The 17,201-nt window shown below is 49.3% G+C and carries 12 protein-coding genes; 7 read left to right on the top strand and 5 right to left on the bottom strand.

All coding sequences use genetic code 11. The features are described 5' to 3' along the window. Nucleotides 1-27 precede the first annotated feature (27 nt). From NE473_RS14160 to NE473_RS14150, 3 genes are read right to left on the bottom strand one after another with little or no spacing between them, the layout of a single operon-like run. Nucleotides 28-3,813: a diguanylate cyclase domain-containing protein gene (locus tag NE473_RS14160; RefSeq protein WP_055650171.1), complete on the bottom strand. Its 3,786-nt coding sequence runs from the start codon at nucleotides 3,811-3,813 to the stop codon at nucleotides 28-30. Continuing rightward, complete coding sequence (locus tag NE473_RS14155) at nucleotides 3,810-4,334, bottom strand: Hpt domain-containing protein (RefSeq protein WP_055650172.1); 525 nt, start codon at nucleotides 4,332-4,334, stop codon at nucleotides 3,810-3,812. The genes NE473_RS14160 and NE473_RS14155 overlap by 4 nt, the downstream gene beginning before the upstream one ends. A gap of 38 nt (nucleotides 4,335-4,372) precedes the next feature. Beyond that, complete coding sequence (locus NE473_RS14150; protein WP_022030242.1) at nucleotides 4,373-5,731, bottom strand: citrate/2-methylcitrate synthase; 1,359 nt, start codon at nucleotides 5,729-5,731, stop codon at nucleotides 4,373-4,375. Nucleotides 5,732-6,095: 364 nt separating this feature from the next. Here NE473_RS14150 and NE473_RS14145 point away from each other — a divergent pair, with 364 nt between their 5' ends. The 5 genes from NE473_RS14145 (at nucleotide 6,096) to NE473_RS14125 (ending at nucleotide 10,949) form a co-directional block, all read left to right on the top strand. Continuing rightward, entirely contained in the window at nucleotides 6,096-6,746 is a 651-nt protein-coding gene (locus NE473_RS14145; RefSeq protein WP_006773292.1) for a trimeric intracellular cation channel family protein, read from the top strand. A 28-nt stretch (nucleotides 6,747-6,774) separates the two neighbouring features. Next, complete coding sequence (locus tag NE473_RS14140) at nucleotides 6,775-7,470, top strand: TIGR01906 family membrane protein (RefSeq protein WP_055650173.1); 696 nt, start codon at nucleotides 6,775-6,777, stop codon at nucleotides 7,468-7,470. An 85-nt stretch (nucleotides 7,471-7,555) separates the two neighbouring features. Further along, complete coding sequence (locus tag NE473_RS14135) at nucleotides 7,556-9,145, top strand: D-alanyl-D-alanine carboxypeptidase family protein (RefSeq protein ID WP_256265291.1); 1,590 nt, start codon at nucleotides 7,556-7,558, stop codon at nucleotides 9,143-9,145. Between the two features lie 24 nt (nucleotides 9,146-9,169). Further along, nucleotides 9,170-10,246, top strand: coding sequence for a sensor histidine kinase (locus NE473_RS14130; RefSeq protein WP_055650175.1), 1,077 nt, complete (start codon nucleotides 9,170-9,172; stop codon nucleotides 10,244-10,246). Next, a complete protein-coding gene (locus NE473_RS14125; protein WP_006776658.1) occupies nucleotides 10,239-10,949 on the top strand; it encodes a response regulator in 711 nt (236 codons plus the stop codon). Before NE473_RS14130 ends, NE473_RS14125 begins: the two co-directional genes overlap by 8 nt. On the opposite strand, the gene NE473_RS14120 is transcribed toward NE473_RS14125, so the two are convergent. Continuing rightward, nucleotides 10,946-11,938, bottom strand: a complete 993-nt coding sequence (locus tag NE473_RS14120) for a 3'-5' exonuclease (protein ID WP_055650176.1) — start codon at nucleotides 11,936-11,938, stop codon at nucleotides 10,946-10,948. The genes NE473_RS14125 and NE473_RS14120 overlap by 4 nt on opposite strands. Before the next feature lie 315 nt (nucleotides 11,939-12,253). Here NE473_RS14120 and NE473_RS14115 point away from each other — a divergent pair, with 315 nt between their 5' ends. Together NE473_RS14115 and NE473_RS14110 are read left to right on the top strand one after the other, a co-directional pair. Next, a complete protein-coding gene (locus NE473_RS14115) occupies nucleotides 12,254-12,682 on the top strand; it encodes an Hsp20/alpha crystallin family protein (protein WP_006776660.1) in 429 nt (142 codons plus the stop codon). Between the two features lie 120 nt (nucleotides 12,683-12,802). Next, nucleotides 12,803-13,399: an HdeD family acid-resistance protein gene (locus tag NE473_RS14110; RefSeq protein ID WP_055650177.1), complete on the top strand. Its 597-nt coding sequence runs from the start codon at nucleotides 12,803-12,805 to the stop codon at nucleotides 13,397-13,399. A gap of 2 nt (nucleotides 13,400-13,401) precedes the next feature. Here the strand turns inward: NE473_RS14110 and NE473_RS14105 are convergent, their stop codons facing one another. Beyond that, on the bottom strand, nucleotides 13,402-17,154 hold the full coding sequence (locus NE473_RS14105; RefSeq protein ID WP_256265290.1) for an EAL domain-containing protein: 3,753 nt from the start codon (nucleotides 17,152-17,154) through the stop codon (nucleotides 13,402-13,404). Nucleotides 17,155-17,201 lie beyond the last annotated feature (47 nt).

The raw sequence follows: 17,201 nt of genomic DNA, 5'->3' as shown, positions 1-17,201 counted from the left end.
GGGCTCTGATGCTTTTTCAGTTAAAAATCAGCGGTTCGCCGCTTCCTCCTTCTCCATCCGCTTATACGGTGAGATATCGTGGCAGGCCAGAAGGAACGCTTCTCTGTCCCCCCATCGGATCCGCGAAGAATCAGCCAGTGTCCAGACATTCAGCACCGGGTTATAGACTTCCAGTATGCTGCTTTCCTTTCCGGCGCATTCTCTCACAGGACAGTGCTCACACGGCTCATTCCGTTTAAAGAACGCCTCGTAGCAGCACATGCCCAGCCTGGTTTCAGGCGCAATCTGGTACGTTTTCTCATTGATATACCTAAGCTGATACGTCTCCCCGTCGATGACATAGATCCAGGAATTCTGATTATTCAATATGCCCTCCAGATTCTGCATGGATTCCCGTAACTTGTCCTCGGCCCTCTTTTTCAGCAGAAATGTAGACAGCATTTTAGACAGAAACACGAGACAGTCAATCTGCTCCTGTGTCCAGATTCTCCCAGCCTCACACTCATCAAATCCCACAAATCCCTTAAAAGCGCCTTCCGCTGTTATCGAACACTGAAGCATTGAACTGATTCCCTGTTCTGCGAGCATGTACTGCAGTTCCGGTCTCAGCTCTGTAATATCAAGACAGTAGAACACTCCCTCTTCATTAAAATTATCCCGGTAATCTCCCCCCTGGTCTGTATAGGCAACGTTCCGCAGTTTTGCACGCTGCGGCGTTATCCCCTCCCTGCACCATTCAAACGTATTTGTGCAGAAATCATCGCTGTCGGTGCAGTTTTCAAATATATAAACACGGCTGACATGAAACATTCTTCCCGTTATCTCGAGAATAGAATTCATCGCCCGGTCGAAATCTGCCGCATCATACAGTTCCTGAAAGGTCATACTGATTACCCTGGCTACAGTTCCCTGCCCTCTGTGCTCCGTATTCTCCCGCATCTCCTCCGGTCTGTCCGCCTCTTCTTTTAATTCCAAGGCAGCATTCACCGCTGGCCTGCAGTACTGCATCCAGCGGTTCTTCCCCTCAAGCTTTGCCTGGTACAGCGCCGCATCACTGTTCTGAAAGAGGCTCTGGAAATCGCTGCCGTCCTCAGGGCTGTACGCGATACCAATACTGCAGGAAAAAGGAACGTCCTTCATATTATTTTTGAACATGGTCTGAAGGGATGCCATCAGCCGCCCGGCCCGTTCTGTAACCATCTCATGGTTTACTGTTCCGGGCATGAAAACCATAAATTCATCGCCTCCGATCCGCGAGATAATATCACTGTCACGGAAATGGGAGGTTATTCTGGCGGCCAGTTCCGTCAGCACCGCATCGCCAAACATATGCCCGTACCGGTCGTTTACCATCTTGAAATTATCTACGTCGATAATGAGCATGGCCGAGCCTTCCCTGCCCTGGCTAAGCTCCAGAAACCGGTTGATCTTATGTCTGGCCGCCCGTTTATTGTACAGCTTTGTCAGTACATCCCGTTCCGCCCTGTCGATTAATTTTTCCGTTTCCCGCTTCTCATCATCAATATCCTCGATGATGCCGATGACCTTATCCGTATTTCCCGCCGGATCAAACTGTGCTGTCGCCCGTACTCTGCACCAGCAGTATCGTCCCTCTGCGTTTGCAAGCCGGAACTCCACCTCACCAAGCTGTCTGCCCGTCATCATATCGTTTGTAAATTTCATCACATCTGGAATATCGTCCGGATTGATGTGGGAGGCATAGGGCAGCCGGCGCCTGATCCCTTCGATAATCGGCTGATACCCGTATTTACATTCCCAGTTGCTGGAATACGAGATCTCATCCGTCGTAACATTCCACTCGAAGATCACGTCTTTCGTCTGATTCAGAATAATCTTATGGCGTTCCACCGACTCCTGCAGCCCTTCCATGGCTTTCCGGGACTGCGTAATATCCACCAGGAGTGTGTAGATGTACTCCATTCCGTCCTCTTCCGTCACCAGAATACTCCGGTCCATGACCCAGATCAGCCTTCCATCCTCCGTAACCAGCCGGTATTCCAGCTCTGCAATACGCCCCTCTCCCATCTGTGATACCAGCCCCTGGCTTACCAGATCCCGGTCTGCCGGATAAATGACCTCTTTATAGCGGTTATGGTATTTATCGCGGATCACCTGCTCCGTACAGCCGGTTAAGCCGTGCAGCCCTTTTCCGTTGTCCGCAAACGTGTACCATTTGTCATTTCTGCACTTTATGACTCCGCCGGCCAGCCGGCCGATCACCGTCTCACGAAACAGGTCCTCCTCTGCGCACCCCGAATGCGGGACCTCAAGCGGTTCATCCGATGCCCGGTGCCAGATCAGCATCACCTTTTTCTGGTTCGGATTACCGGGGTCCACCCGCAGCAGGGTGGCATAACACCAGTAATATACGCCTGCCGCCTGGTCCAGCACCCGGTATTTTCTCGTCCTCCTCATCAGGCCATCCGAAAAAAATTCCTCCATATAATCGCCCAGAAGGCCCAGCACGATATCCCGGTCTTCGGGATAGACAGCGCCCTGAACGAAGGCTTTTACCGAATCTTCAAATCTGCTCCCCGAGCGAAGGAGTTCGAAATCGCGGTCAGGCATATAAACGACATGGTAGACCCCTGTGTTTAGATCCACCTCCATAACTGTGGAATCCACATACCGAAGCAGTGTCAAATACTTCATCTGTCCCTGTTCCAGCGTACCGGCGGTGTCAATGGTACTGGATGGCCGCACTTCTTTTCTTTCTGGTTTCCGCGTTGGAGCAAGTCCGTCCGCATATGCCCTGGACAGCGCTGCAAAATCCTCACGGACATTCTTAAAGCACTCCAGAAGCCGTGGGGAAAACTCGCCGCATTCGCCGTTCAGTATCATGTTAAACGCCTGCTCCGGCGGAAGCGCCTTTTTGTAGACACGATCCGTGGTCAATGCGTCGTAACAGTCTGCAATAGCCACGACCTGCGCACAGATCGGTATATTATCCCCCTTTAAGCCATCCGGATAACCCTTTCCATTCCACCGCTCGTGATGGTAACGGCAGATATTATAAGCGTAGCCGATATACTCTTTATCGTTCATGCGTTCCAGACCGGAAAGCATCTCACACCCTTTTGTGGTGTGAGTCTTCATCACCTCAAACTCCTCCCTGGTCAGGGGACCCGGCTTGTTTAAAATGGAGTCCGGTATCGCGATCTTGCCTATATCGTGCATGGACGAGGCATCTGCAATGATTTCTATGGTTCTGCCGTCTAAATTGTACTCCTGGTAGGTCTTCGCCACATCCTCCAGAAGGATCCTGGTAAACATGCGGATCCTGCGTATATGCTGGCCCGACTCCACACTCCGGTATTCAATAATGGAGGAGAGGGCATCAATCATGATGGCGTTGGACTCTCTCAGGCTGGCCGACTGCTCTTCCACCAGTTCCTCCAGATGAAGTTTGTGGCGGCACAGCTCCACTGCATTCTGTACCCTTCTTTTTACCACATGGGGTTCAAATGGCTTCATGATAATATCCGCTGCCCCCAGATCAAAGGCGCGGACTTCGCTTTCCGCTGTATCATCTGAGGTTATAACAATAACCGGAATGCGCGACACAAGTCCGCTTTTTCCCATCTCCTCCATGACCTCATAGCCGTCTTTCACCGGCATGACCAGATCCAGCAGCATGGCTGCCACATGTTCCTCATACTCCCGAAGCAGGAGAAGCGCCTGCTCACCGTTTTCTGCTTCCAGAAGATTATACTGATGCTCAAAAAGGCTTCTTAAGATTGCGCGGTTTACCTCCATGTCGTCCACAATCAGAAGGGTATCACGCGTTTTCATCCACCCATATCCTCCATGCTGTTAATTGCGGCGCACACTGTTTCGTAGGTCTCCTTCACACCCGGATAGGCCTCCAGCGCCCCCTCCATATTATTGCTTCTCAGCTGCCTCACCATCTCTGCACAGGCATCCATCAAAGCGACAAATCCCAGATTCCCGGCTACTCCCTTTAATGTGTGGGAAGCAGTCAGCATCTCCTGACTGTCCCTCGCTTTCACTGCGCCCTCAATCCTTTTAAAGCAGTCATCCTGAAGGAATTTTATAAGAAATTTTTCATACAGCCTGCTGTTTCCGCTGAAACGGGCCAGTGCCTCCTCCACATCCACCGATGCCTGCTTTAAGATATCCAATGTACGATCCGTCATCTCATGTACCTCTCTTTCCCTGTGCGGTCCGCCGCCCGGAACCTGGTTCCTCGGGGCAATATTAGTTTTATTATAGCGCTTCCAGGTACAAAACTCAATGGAATCCTGTCGGACAGGGATATAAAAACGGCTGTAAACCAGCCGGATTTCATCCACTGTTTACAACCGCTTTCTCCCGCATCTTTATTCAGTTCCTATCTGTCATCCAGACGTGTATACTCTTCTTCCATCATAACGCTCGTATAGGCCGGACGGATGATCTTATCCATGTTGATCAGCTCCTCAATCCGGTGAGCGCTCCATCCGACGATTCTGGCAATCGCAAAAATTGGAGTGAACAGTTCCTTCGGAATATCCAGCATGCTGTATACAAAACCGCTGTAGAAGTCCACATTGGCGCTGACGCCCTTGTAAATCTTTCTCTCATCCGCAATCACCTGCGGTGCCAGACGCTCGATCATGGAATATAAGTTAAAGTCATCCATACGCCCCTTTTCTTCGGACAGCTGGTGAACAAACCCCTTGAAGATCTCCGCACGCGGATCGGACTTGGAGTAAACGGCGTGACCCATGCCGTAGATTAAGCCCTTCTTATCAAATGCCTCTTTATGTAACAGTCTTCTTAAATAGAATTCTACTTCTTCCTCGTCCTTTAAGTCGTGGACTTCCTTCCGTAAGTCTTCCATCATCTCGACGACCTTGATGTTGGCGCCGCCGTGTTTTGGTCCCTTTAGGGAAGCGAGTGCCGCCGCTACCACCGAATACGTGTCCGTGCCGGAGGAGGTGACGACGTGCGTCGTGAATGTGGAGTTGTTGCCGCCGCCGTGCTCCATATGAAGAATCAGAGCCAGATCCAGCACGTGTGCCTCCACCTTGGAGTAATTCTTATCCGGCCGGAGCAGACGCAGCAGATTCTCAGCCGTGGACAGATTCTCGTCCGGACGATGGATATACATACTCTCGTCACGCTCATAATGGTTGAAAGCGTGGTAACTGTATACGGCTAACATCGGCATGACGCTGATTAACATCAGGCTCTGACGCAGCACGTTTGGAACGGAAATATCGCTGGCCATATCATCGTAGGAGGAAAGCGTTAAGATGCTTCTCGCCAGGCAGGACATCATATCCTTGCTGGGAGCCTTCATGACCACGTCCCTGACAAAGTTTGTAGGCAGGGTGCGGCTATAGGCGAGTGTCTGGGAGAAGCGCTCCAGCTGTTCCGTATTCGGCAGTTCGCCAAACAGAAGCAGATAGGCGATCTCTTCATAACCAAAACGGCTGTCCTTCACTACACCGCCCACCAGGTCATAAATATTATAACCACGGTAGAATAACTGGCCCTCACACGGCATCTTCACTCCATCCACCGTCTTGCTGGACAAAATCTTCGACACCTTTGTAAGACCTGCCACAACACCATTGCCGTTCTTATCTCTGAGCCCTCGTTTTACGTCATATTTTTCATATAACCCCAAGTCGATCCTCTCATCGTTTAAACAGATACTGGACCACTCATCAACATTTTTTACAAACTCTTTCTGATCAATCATGCAAACACCTCTTTCTTAAAATTAATGATTAAGTTCCGCTGCTTTCCCGGAAGTCCTCCGGCATGGTCACATGCCTTCGGCCCCCTTGGGCCTTCGATAGATATGGTCACCTCCCGATTGTTCACTTTTGAACTGTTTCACTTTCAATAATAAATAATTTTCCGAAAAATTGCAAGTAAAATATTTTAAATTTATCAATTTTTTACATTCAGTCCAATAGTACTATACCACTTCAGCGTGTTAAAAACAAGAAAATACTTCTTTCTGTTTCTGCATATTTATTGACAAACTTCGCACAGAAACGTATACTTTTGTTGATTCAACGTGAAAATGCTTAATATGGAACATTCGGGGGTTTTTGAATATGGAACTGCAGTTGTCATTACTATTTTTCGTGGAAGCGGTTGGGACGATCGCCTTTGCCTCATCCGGGGCCATGGTGGCCATCAAAAAGCAGCTGGATCTTCTGGGAGTCATCGTCCTTGGCGTCACCACAGCCGTAGGCGGCGGTATGCTGCGGGACATCATCATCGGAAATGTGCCGCCAAATCTCTTTAAGGATCCGGTCTATGTATTACTTGCCTTCATAACGGTTATGATCCTGTTTGTAATCGTACGGTGCAACCAGAAGATACTTGCCAGCCGGTCCATCGAAATGTATGAGAAAGTCATGAATATCTTCGATGCGGTAGGACTTGGCGCCTTTACCGTGGTAGGCATCGACACCGCAGTGCTGGCCGGCTACGGACGCTACCATTTTCTGATTATCTTTCTCGGTGTGATTACCGGAGTGGGCGGCGGTCTCTTAAGAGACATTATGGCCGGAGAAACGCCTTATATACTGAAGAAACACGTCTACGCCTGCGCCTCCATCACGGGAGCAGTCCTTTACGCCTATCTTCAGGACTATATGAACAACGATGCCGCCATGCTGATCGGAGCCGGTTCCGTCATCCTGATCCGGATTCTGGCGACCCGCTACTGCTGGGATCTGCCGACGGCCACGAAAAAATAACCGTTACACCATTACAGGAGGACTTACTATGAAAACACTGATTCATTACACCGCAGGCATCGTCTTTTCCCTCTGCCTGATGGCTGCGCTCTTAATCACCTCAGTGGAGGCCGTTGTCTACTGGACCCCAGGCTATTTTGAAAAAGAATATGCAAAATACAACGTCACCGAAGCAGTGGACATGACAATGGAAGATTTACTCGATGTGACGGACCAGATGATGGCCTATCTGCGGGGAAAACGGGCCGATCTTCATGTCGCCACCACCATGGGAGGCGTATCCCGGGAGTTTTTCAATGAGCGTGAAATTGCCCACATGGAGGATGTCCGCGGACTCTTCCTGGACGCACTCTCCATCCGCCGGGGCTGTCTGCTTGTCATGGCTCTCTGCGTAATAATTCTGTTCCTGTTAAAAGCCGACTTTAAACGGGTATTCCCGAGATCGGTCTGCCTGGGAACCGGCCTGTTCTTCGGAATCACCGCGGTACTCGCCGCCATCATATCCACGGATTTTACGAAATACTTCATCATGTTCCATCATATTTTCTTTCACAACGACTTATGGATTCTGGATCCTGCCACAGACATGCTGATCAATATCGTCCCGGAAGGATTTTTCAGTGATACGGTGCTTCATATAGGAATCACCTTCTTTCTCTGTGTCGCTGTTGTCTTCGGTCTGGCCCTCTTTTTCCTTAGAAAATCAAAGAAAAATAGCGTTTGAACCTTTACTTGTTACAGGAAATAACCTATACTGTAAAGTGGACCTTTTTATGAAACCGAATGAAAATACGGAGAGATTACACGATATGACGCAATTGATAAAACGAATGTCGGCGTTCCTCTTATGCCTGATGCTCCTTATGGGGGCATTTCCAGCAACAGCACTGGCGGCCCCTGACTGGCCCTCCGGTGTTTCTGTTCAGGCGGAAAGCGGTATCGTCATAGACGCGGACACCGGAACCGTACTTTGGGGACAGAATATTCACAATCAGTATTTTCCGGCCAGTATTACGAAGATTATGACGGCACTGATCGTCATTGAAACATGCAGCCTCGATGAAACCGTCACCTTTTCCCACAACGCGGTCTTTAACGTGGAGGCGGGAAGCAGCAACGCGGGTATTAATGAAGGCGACAAACTGTCCGTGAAGGACTGCCTCTATGCCCTGCTTTTAAAATCGGCCAACGAAGCGGCCAACGCCCTCGCAGAACATGTGGCCGGAAGTACGGAAGCGTTTGCTGATATGATGAATGCAAAGGCAAAGGAGCTGGGCTGCACCGACACCCATTTCGCCAACCCCAGCGGTTTAAACGACCCGGAACACTATACTTCCACTTACGACATGGCCTTAATCGCCAGAGCTGCCTTTTTAAATCCCACCTTCGAGGAAATCGATTCCACCACCTATTACAAGCTTCCGCCGAATTCCATTAACCCGGAAGGTCTGACCATCTACCCGGGCCATAAGATGCTTAAAAAGAGTACGCCGTACTATTATCCCGGCATCGTGGGCGGTAAAACCGGCTATACCACACTGGCCGGCAACACGCTGGTCACCTGCGCCAGAAAGAACGGCTTAAAGCTTATTGCCGTCATCCTGAAAGGCTCGACGCCCCAGTACTGGACGGACACAAAAAATCTGCTGGACTTTGGATTCGAGAATTTTGTATCCGTCCGGGCTGCGGATCACGAGACGAAATTCAGCCCTGTCAGCAGTGATCTAACCTTTGGAGGCCTTGCTCTTGACAAACCGGCCGCGCTGATTTTAGATCCCGACGGACGGATTATACTTCCGAAGACGGCAGAATTTTCAGATGCCGAGGCAGCGCTCAGTTACGATATATCAGACAGCGATCCAGATCATGCAGTTGCAAAAATCTGCTACCGTTACAATGAACGCCAGATCGGCTGTACGTATTTAGAGACGAATCCGGCGCTGTTTGAAAGCGCAGCCTCCTCCCAGCCGCTGGCAGCAGACGCAGGCACGGAAGAATCCGCTGCAGAGACCGATCCGGCCGGCAGCGGTGAGGAAACCGCCGGCACGGAGACCAGCGCCGCAGAAACGGCGGGCAGCCAGGACGAAACAGAGCTTCCAAAAGAGACGGAGGATTACAGAGAAAAGGCATTAAGACCCTTCGAGATCCCTTCCATTGCCTGGATTATTCTCGGAAGTGTCGCCGGTATCATACTCCTCGGCGCGCTGATCACATTTCTGGTCCTCAGAAAAAACAGAGAAGAACAGGAATACCATTTCCGCCATGAACAGAGGTTAAAACGTCTGCAGGATTCCGGCGTATCCGCCGATGAGTTCAACAGCCTGATGGAACAGCGCCGAAGCGCCTACACCTCCAAGCGAAAGAAAGGCCGCGGAAACCGGCATTTAAAATTTAAATAATTCGCGGAAAGGCATGGAAAGACAATGAAGATAAAAAGACAAGGCAAGATGCCCAAAGAAGATCTGATGCGCAATATTGTCGTCACATCGGTTTTTCTGCTTTTAGCCACCATCTGCTCCACCCTGTTTCTCTTTATCGGCGGGAACAGAACCAACGTGGGGATCGTATTCATGCTGGCGGTCATGCTGACGGCGCGTTACACAGATGGGTATGTACCGGGAATCATCGCTTCTGTCATCGGCGTCATCTGTGTAAACTATGTGTTTACGTATCCGTTTATGGAGCTGGATTTTACGCTGGATGGCTATCCGGTAACCTTCATTGCCATGCTTTTGATCTCCGGTATTACAAGTACGACCACCACTCATTTAAAAGAGCAGAACCACATCCTGATGGAGGCTGAAAAAGAGACGATGCGGGCCAATTTGCTGAGAGCCGTCTCCCACGATTTGCGGACTCCGCTGACAGGCATCATCGGCGCCAGCAGCGCCTATCTGGAAAACAGGGATCATATGTCAGAGACCGAAAAGACTGCCATGGTATCCAACATCAACGAGGATGCCAACTGGCTCCTCAACATGGTGGAGAATCTGCTCAGCGTCACCAGGATCCGCGATTCTGAGACTCAGGTGATGAAATCCTCAGAGCCGCTGGAAGAAGTGGCCTCTGAGGCGGTACAGCGCTTCCACAAGCGGCTTCCCGATACCGTTGTTCACGTTACGGTACCGGATGAATTTATCATGGTGCCCATGGATGCCACCCTGATCGAACAGGTCATTATAAACCTGCTGGAAAATGCAGTCTACCACTCGCATACGGATGAGCCCATCGATTTGACCGTCACCGTCCACGACGGTCTGGCCTGGTTCGATATCACGGATCACGGCATCGGTATTCCGCCGGAACGGCTGGACACCCTGTTTGACGGCTATACCCCCTCCCCGAACAGCAGCGGAGATTCCCACAAAGGAATGGGAATCGGACTGTCAATCTGTAAAACTATTATTACCGCTCATGGCGGCACCATCACGGCTGCCAATGGAAAACATGGAGCCCGGTTCACATTTACGTTACCGTTAGGAGAAGATACATATGAGTAAGTTAACGATCGTTATCATCGAAGATGAGAAAAACATTCTGAGTTTTATCGAAGCGGCGCTGGAGACTCATGATTACAAGGTACTCACCGCAGTCAGCGGAAAAGAGGGCCTTTCACTAATCAACGCCTGCTGCCCGGATATGATTCTCCTGGATCTGGGACTGCCTGATTTAGACGGGATTGACATCATCAAAAATGTGCGCAGCTGGTCCAGCATCCCGATCATTGTCATCTCTGCCAGGACTCAGGAGCAGGAAAAGGTGGCTGCACTGGATTTCGGCGCCGACGACTATATTACAAAGCCCTTCGGTACCAGCGAGCTCATGGCCCGCATCCGCACCGCACTCCGCCACGGCAAGCCGACCGTCAGCACCGGAGACGGGAAACTCATTCAGCCGCCGTACCGCAGCGGAGATCTGGTCATCGATTTTGACAAACGTCTCGTCATGCTCAAAGATAAGGAGATCCACTTAACCCAGATCGAATACAAGCTGGTATCCCTTCTGGCCGAACAGTCCGGAAAAGTCCTTACCTACGATTATATCATCAGCAGAATCTGGGGCCCCTACGCAGACAGCAACAACCAGATCCTGCGGGTCAATATGGCACATATCCGGAGAAAGCTGGAACTCAATCCGGCAGAACCTCAGTATATTTATACGGAAATCGGAGTCGGATACAGAATGCGGGAAAGCGAAACTTAATCGCTTCCCCGCATTTTCATATTTATTTTCTGTTTTCTGTGCTTCGTCTTTTCCACGCGCTTCTTCTTTGCTTCTTCCTTCTTTTCGCTGATCTGCCGCGCGCCTTCCTCATCAACCAGCTTCATGGTCTTAACGGCGTAGATTCGTCCGTCGTCACTGCGCTTCATGCGTATTTTACCCTTTAAATATCCATGCTCCGGGCAGATTCCCAGAGCAAAGTAAAACTTCTGATTCACAGAAAACCACCGTACCTTCTTTCTGAGCATGCGGTTGCAGCGGTAGCAGATTAAATCGGTGACCGTCTTGTCCGCGATAGCCTCCTCCTTTGTCTCAAAGGTTCTGGAAATGTATTTGGAGTATCCGGGAAAGATCAGATAGACCTCCTCCTCCTTACTCTCCGGCAGCCGGTAATAATCGGTTGACCAGTATTCCATCACCCGCTCAAAGTCCATGGCCGCCATGACCCGGCCGGTATAGTGGGCATCGTCAAGGGCCCGGTGAAATGGGCGGTCCTCCCTGATCCCCAGTTCTTCTACCGTGATATCCAGCGACTGTTTCTGTTTTCCGTCTCCCTGAAGAAGGCTGTAGAGCTTCTGAACATCGTAATAGAGAAGAGGCTTGTCAAAGGGAATTTCCACCCCGTAATACACCATATTTCTCTGCAGCTCCGTTAAGTCCATACTCCCCCAGGTACAAAATATGCAGTCGTCTCCACACCATTCCAGAAAGTCCCTGATTACAGTCTCAAATGTCTCTCCGTTTCGCTCCAGCTCAGCCATATCCATATGGGTGACCTCAGAGATCCGGTAATGCATCTGCGGATATACCCGCGGCCTGATCAGACGGCGGAACTCCCCGATCTCCTTCCGTTCTTCATCCAGACGAACCGCTCCGATTTCTATTATTTCAAAAGGAAAATGGTCAATCGTCCCCTCTTTTCCGTCGGGGCTCTGATTCCATTCCAAATCCAGTACTATATAATTCTTCATAAAAGTCTCCTTTGTGCTATTATATGATAGTTTCTCTGTTCATACAAGTTCATGCCTCCTATTTTGGACAATTATTTTTCCAAAAATCTCAATCAAAATCCATCAGTTTTTAATAATTGTATTTACAATATGAATTTTCTGTGAAAAAAGCATAAAATTAGCACTTTCTTATTGACAGTGCTAACAAATCGTGTTATAACATAGTTGTAACAAAAAAGAAGCACCACAAGGAAAAGGTGGCCGACTTTAAACCATATATGTGCTGCCGACAAGGTGTCAACACATATAAGAAATTCAAGTTAGGAGGAATGACTTATGATGATGCCTAGTATTTTTGGAGAAAACTTATTTGACGACTTTATGGAAGATGCTTTCAAGAGCCCGATTTTCGGGAAACGGGAAAAGAATCTGATGAAGACCGATATCAGAGAGAATGACAATGGTTATGAACTCGATATGGATCTGCCCGGATTTAAGAAAGATGAGATCACCGTTAATCTTCGTGACGGCTATGTAACCATCTCCGCCGAACGCGGTATGGAACGAAACGAAAAAGACGAGAAGACCGGCAAGTTCGTTCGCCAGGAGCGTTACAGCGGTTCGTGCCAGAGAAGCTTTTACGTGGGCGAGGATGTGAAACAGGAAGATATGAAGGCCCGCTTCGAGGACGGTATCCTGCATCTGGAGTTTCCGAAAGCTTCGCCAAAGCAGGTTGAGGAATCTCATCGCATCTTAATTGAATAACCGATAAATCCCGGAACGAAACAGTCCTCTGTTCCGGAACAGGGCGGGCCGCATCACTACGGTCCGCCCTGTTTTATCCAATTACCTCTATCCCCATATTCAGCTTAAAGGAGAATTATTATGATCTGGAAAGAAATGAAACGCTCATACCTTGTTATATCCATCTGTGCCGCGTTCCTGGGCCTTCTGCTGCTTTTACTGCCCGGCCCCACCCTGGCGACGGCCGGCATCTGCACCGGCGTCTGCTTTATCGTCTATGGCGTCACGAAGCTGGTTGAAATCACCCGGTTTAAAAGTTTCTTCGGTAAGTACTGGATGCACTGCCTGCTGGCTCTTTTCCCCATCGTATTCGGGGTTATTTTCCTTTTTAAACCGCTGGCCGCGACATCCATTCTTCCGTTCATCCTGGGCGTCTTTCTGGCTGTCTATGGAATTATGGGACTGAAAACCTCGATGAAGCTTAAAAGGTTTGGTCTGGATTCCTGGTGGTTTCATTTGATTACTGCTGTCATCACGATCCTTTTAGGCGCCCTCTCCATCTTCAATCCCTTTGCCACGGCTACCGCCATGGTCATGATGATGGGCGCCATCTTATTCACACTGGGTGTCTTCCATGTGGTGCAGTATTTCGTAGCTTCACACCGCTTTAAAAAGGCCGGAAGACAGATATCCGAGCTGGAAAAGGAATGGGATTCCTTTGACTGGTTCTGGTTTTAAGCTTATACCAAAAACTGCCCTGCATCCACGGGCTTGCTGTAATAAAAGCCCTGGATGGTAGTGTAGCCGTACTCTTTTAAAAGATCCAGCTGTTCCTTTGTCTCTACCCCTTCCGCCACACAGTCTACATGAAGTCTGCGGCACATCTCAATGATGCATCTCACAATGATCTGATTTTTCTCGTTCTCCACCAGATTTTCAACCAGCGACTTATCCAGCTTTACCTCGTCAAAATGCATGATTGAAAGAATGGACATATTGGCATAATCTGCACCGAAATCATCCAGAGAAATACGGAATCCCGCCTTCCGGAGCTTCGATCCGATGGATTCCATCACCTTATGCTCCATATCCCCGATTCTCTCCGTGATCTCGATCATCACCATGTCACAGGGAACGTCATATTTACTCTGAATCTCCGTGAGCATCTGGAATAAATCGCTCTCCAGCAGAGTGATCCGTGAGAAATTAACGGATACGGGGATCAATGGTTTCCCTTCTGCTTTCCATCTGGAAAGGAGCCGGAACACTTCCTCCAGCATATAAAAATCAAGATACCGGATCAGCTTCATCTTTTCCAGGAGCGATACAAATTTCACCGGAGACTGAAGATCACGGCCGGGTGCCTGGTAGCGCGACAGCGCTTCCACAGAATGCACGGTTCCCGTCTCCGGATCAAACTTGGGCTGGAGATAAAGCCTGTAGTAGCCCTGTTCCACATCATGGACTAAAAGCTTCAAACCTTCCGGGGAATAATGCTTGCGTACTTCATCGCTGTTTTTATAGTAAATCTGTTTGTTCACCAGCATCAGTTCTTCCGCATGATGCAGAAGTACATCGAAATCGGTCAGGTGCTCCACCCATGTGGTTCCTAAGGATACTCCGCTGGGGGTCCTCGAATCCAGCTCTATCCCCATATTTTTCACAAGCTTCATAAAGTTCTCATACGCCATGTTCATGGCAACAATGACAAATTCATCCCCGCTCAGCCGGAAAATATCACCTTCCGGAAAGCTGGACCGCATAATCCGGGTTACCTCTATGATCGTCTCGTCTCCCCTGGAATGCCCGAAATCCTGATTGAGCTGTTTTAAGCCATTGATATCTGCGGTAATAATCCCACAGGACGCTCCACATTTTTTCTCTATCTCACTCTGATAACGTACAAAACTGCTTCTGTTCAACAGGCCGCTTAAGGTATCATGGCCGGCCTCAAACTCCAGCCGTTCATAAAGACGTCTCTTCTTAATCTCATTTGCAATATTATAGGCAATGGTATCCAGCAGCCGGATGGTGTCCTGGTTAATGTTCGGATTATCCACCCCGATATATCCCGAAAAAGCCGTTTCATCTTCAAACGGTACTGCAAACAGGCTGTGAGCCCTGCGCCTCTTCAGGAACTGATATTCACTGGGATATGTGTACTTTAATTCTTCCACCCTTGAGATAATCAGGTGCTGCTTTCTGTTAAAGGTTTCAAAAATATAAGGAATGGCGTCAAGCGCAATATTCTGCAGAGAATCTTTCTGAGAAGGAATCCCTTCCCTGCACCATTCATAGGTGTTATGGGCATATCCGCGTTCACGGTCAATCTCAATAATATAAGACCGGCATCCATCGTAGAAGCGTGTGATCAGTTCCAGTATACGGGTAATTCCCGACTCCAGGTCCTCCGCACTGTTCAGCGTCCGCAGACTCTCAAGCATTACTGTCTCCATGTGGTATTTGGCGGTAGTCGTATAATCACCGATCAGATGATTTCCCACATCCACGGCAATCTCCATACGTACCGGCCGGCCATTCCATTCCACCAGCTTATCCTTCACAATGAAGTACTTCTTCAGATATGGGTTCTCATATTCCCACGTGATAAAACTCTCTTTCACAAGCTTTGCATTATTGCAGAATGGACACGGGGTATTTCTTCCCTGCAGCATCTGGTAGCACTTCTTTTTTTCAAAGTCCTCCAGCTTCATTCCAATCTGTTCACGCCCCACCCGATTGACATAAAGCAGCGTGTAGTCCTGAATATCACTGATATAAACAATCTCCTCCAATTCATCGAGAAGCCACTCCCGGTTCACATACTGCATGGGTACGACCCGGGATATCTTATCACCGAATACGCTGTAGCAGGATTTTCCGGACTGTTTGGCATAGCGCAGGGCTGTATCTGCCTTCACATACAGCTCCTGAAATCTGCAGCCATGGCGCGGGCTGAAGGCGATACCGATGGAATTGGTGACCACAACCTGGTTTTCCCCTTCCTGCTGAATAGTCTGGAGCTCTCTGGCTACGATCTGAGCCTTATGGCAGACTGCGTCCTCACCCGGAATATGAAACATGAAAATCAGAAACTCATCTCCGCCGAGACGCCCTACTATGGCATCCTCATCAAAAATATCTCTCAGTTTATACGCAATACCTGCCAGAACCTTGTCTCCGTACATATGTCCGAAGGTATCATTGACCATTTTAAAATTATCAACATCGATGATGAGAAGCGCACTTTCTTCCGGGCCGTTCTCCTTTAACAGGTAGTTGATCTCCTGAAGGCAGGCCGCACGGTTGAGAAGTCCGGTCAGGGGATCGATTCGGGACTGGCGGAGCAGTTCCAGTTCTTTCCGCTTCTTCTCCTCGATGTTCTTCACATAAACGAAGCCCATCAGATGTCCCCCGGACTCAATTAGATAGATGGTGGTATTGCACCAGATCATCTCGTTGTTGGCATTTAAGCTGCGGTATTCACACTCTGCCTCCTGATGGCCATTTTCAAACCGCCTGCGCAGAACATCGGGATTCATCTCCTGCAAAAAGATAAAACGATCCTCTGTGTGGATATTCTTTTCTGCCCAGCGCTTTAAAAACTGGGTATATCTGCAGTTGACAGACAGACCTACCGAGGCCAGCATGTCCTTATTGTTCTCGATAATTTTTTCAATGATCCTGTCATTGTCAATATCGATTTCATAGGAAGCCAGTGCATCTACCACCAGTGCCTGGCGGTACTTCTCTTCCTGCTGGTATCTCTCCTGCTCCTTCTGCTCTCTGCTGATATCCTCGGCAACTCCTATGGCGATGTGATCCGCCCCGTCTCCGCTGCGCAGCACCGTATGGGTAACCCGGAACCAGCGTTGTCCTCCGTCATTACGCCTGATGTGCAGGAGAGCGCAGGCCATGGGATTCCCCGCCTTCAAATCAAGGAACATCTGCCGAAGGGCGGGCAGGCTCTCCGGATCCACGCACTTATCCTTTACCATCTTTTTGCTGAAGTCCGTAATCTTCCCGGACGGTGCAAAAGGTAACCTTCTGTCGCCCTGCAGATAAGCGCAGTCTTCATCCAGATGGTATTCCCATATAATATTGCTGCACCGGGAAAGCGCGATCTTATATCTCTGCAGATTTAAAGAAAGCTCCTGTTCCAAATTCCGTCTTTCCGTGTCCCCGTTCTTTTGGAGTATAACAGTGATTTCCGGCGCAGCCTGTTCCCGGCCGGAATCAAGCAGCTGAACTGTCAGACGGTATTCTTCTGTTCCTCTGGAAAAAAGCAGCTCGCCATACCCTTTGTCCGGCGTACCATTCAGCCGTTGTCCCGCAATATCCCAGATAACTTCTGAAAGATCTCTGCCAGAACACCCGGACACAGGGTAATCCAGAAATTTCTGCATCTCTTCATGTACATATCTCACCTTTTGCGCTGAATCTGCCACTATGACGATCAGTGGCAGATCAGGCTGCAAGCTGTTTTGCGGCATATTGAATTACCTCCCAAGAACAGGCATCGTTCTTCCTTTCCTGTATC

This window comes from Hungatella sp. SL.1.14, from assembly GCF_024460495.1.
Lineage (GTDB): Bacteria > Bacillota > Clostridia > Lachnospirales > Lachnospiraceae > Hungatella > Hungatella hathewayi.
This window is presented reverse-complemented; position numbering and strand designations above follow the sequence as displayed.

Excerpts from the sequence above, each read along its gene's own strand:
- NE473_RS14160 (WP_055650171.1), bottom strand. The coding sequence starts at position 3,813 with ATGAAAACGCGTGATACCCTTCTGATTGTGGACGACATGGAGGTAAAC.
- NE473_RS14150 (WP_022030242.1), bottom strand. The coding sequence starts at position 5,731 with ATGATTGATCAGAAAGAGTTTGTAAAAAATGTTGATGAGTGGTCCAGT.
- NE473_RS14145 (WP_006773292.1), top strand. The coding sequence starts at position 6,096 with ATGGAACTGCAGTTGTCATTACTATTTTTCGTGGAAGCGGTTGGGACG.
- NE473_RS14140 (WP_055650173.1), top strand. The coding sequence starts at position 6,775 with ATGAAAACACTGATTCATTACACCGCAGGCATCGTCTTTTCCCTCTGC.
- NE473_RS14135 (WP_256265291.1), top strand. The coding sequence starts at position 7,556 with ATGACGCAATTGATAAAACGAATGTCGGCGTTCCTCTTATGCCTGATG.
- NE473_RS14130 (WP_055650175.1), top strand. The coding sequence starts at position 9,170 with ATGAAGATAAAAAGACAAGGCAAGATGCCCAAAGAAGATCTGATGCGC.
- NE473_RS14125 (WP_006776658.1), top strand. The coding sequence starts at position 10,239 with ATGAGTAAGTTAACGATCGTTATCATCGAAGATGAGAAAAACATTCTG.
- NE473_RS14120 (WP_055650176.1), bottom strand. The coding sequence starts at position 11,938 with ATGAAGAATTATATAGTACTGGATTTGGAATGGAATCAGAGCCCCGAC.
- NE473_RS14115 (WP_006776660.1), top strand. The coding sequence starts at position 12,254 with ATGATGATGCCTAGTATTTTTGGAGAAAACTTATTTGACGACTTTATG.
- NE473_RS14110 (WP_055650177.1), top strand. The coding sequence starts at position 12,803 with ATGATCTGGAAAGAAATGAAACGCTCATACCTTGTTATATCCATCTGT.
- NE473_RS14105 (WP_256265290.1), bottom strand. The coding sequence starts at position 17,154 with ATGCCGCAAAACAGCTTGCAGCCTGATCTGCCACTGATCGTCATAGTG.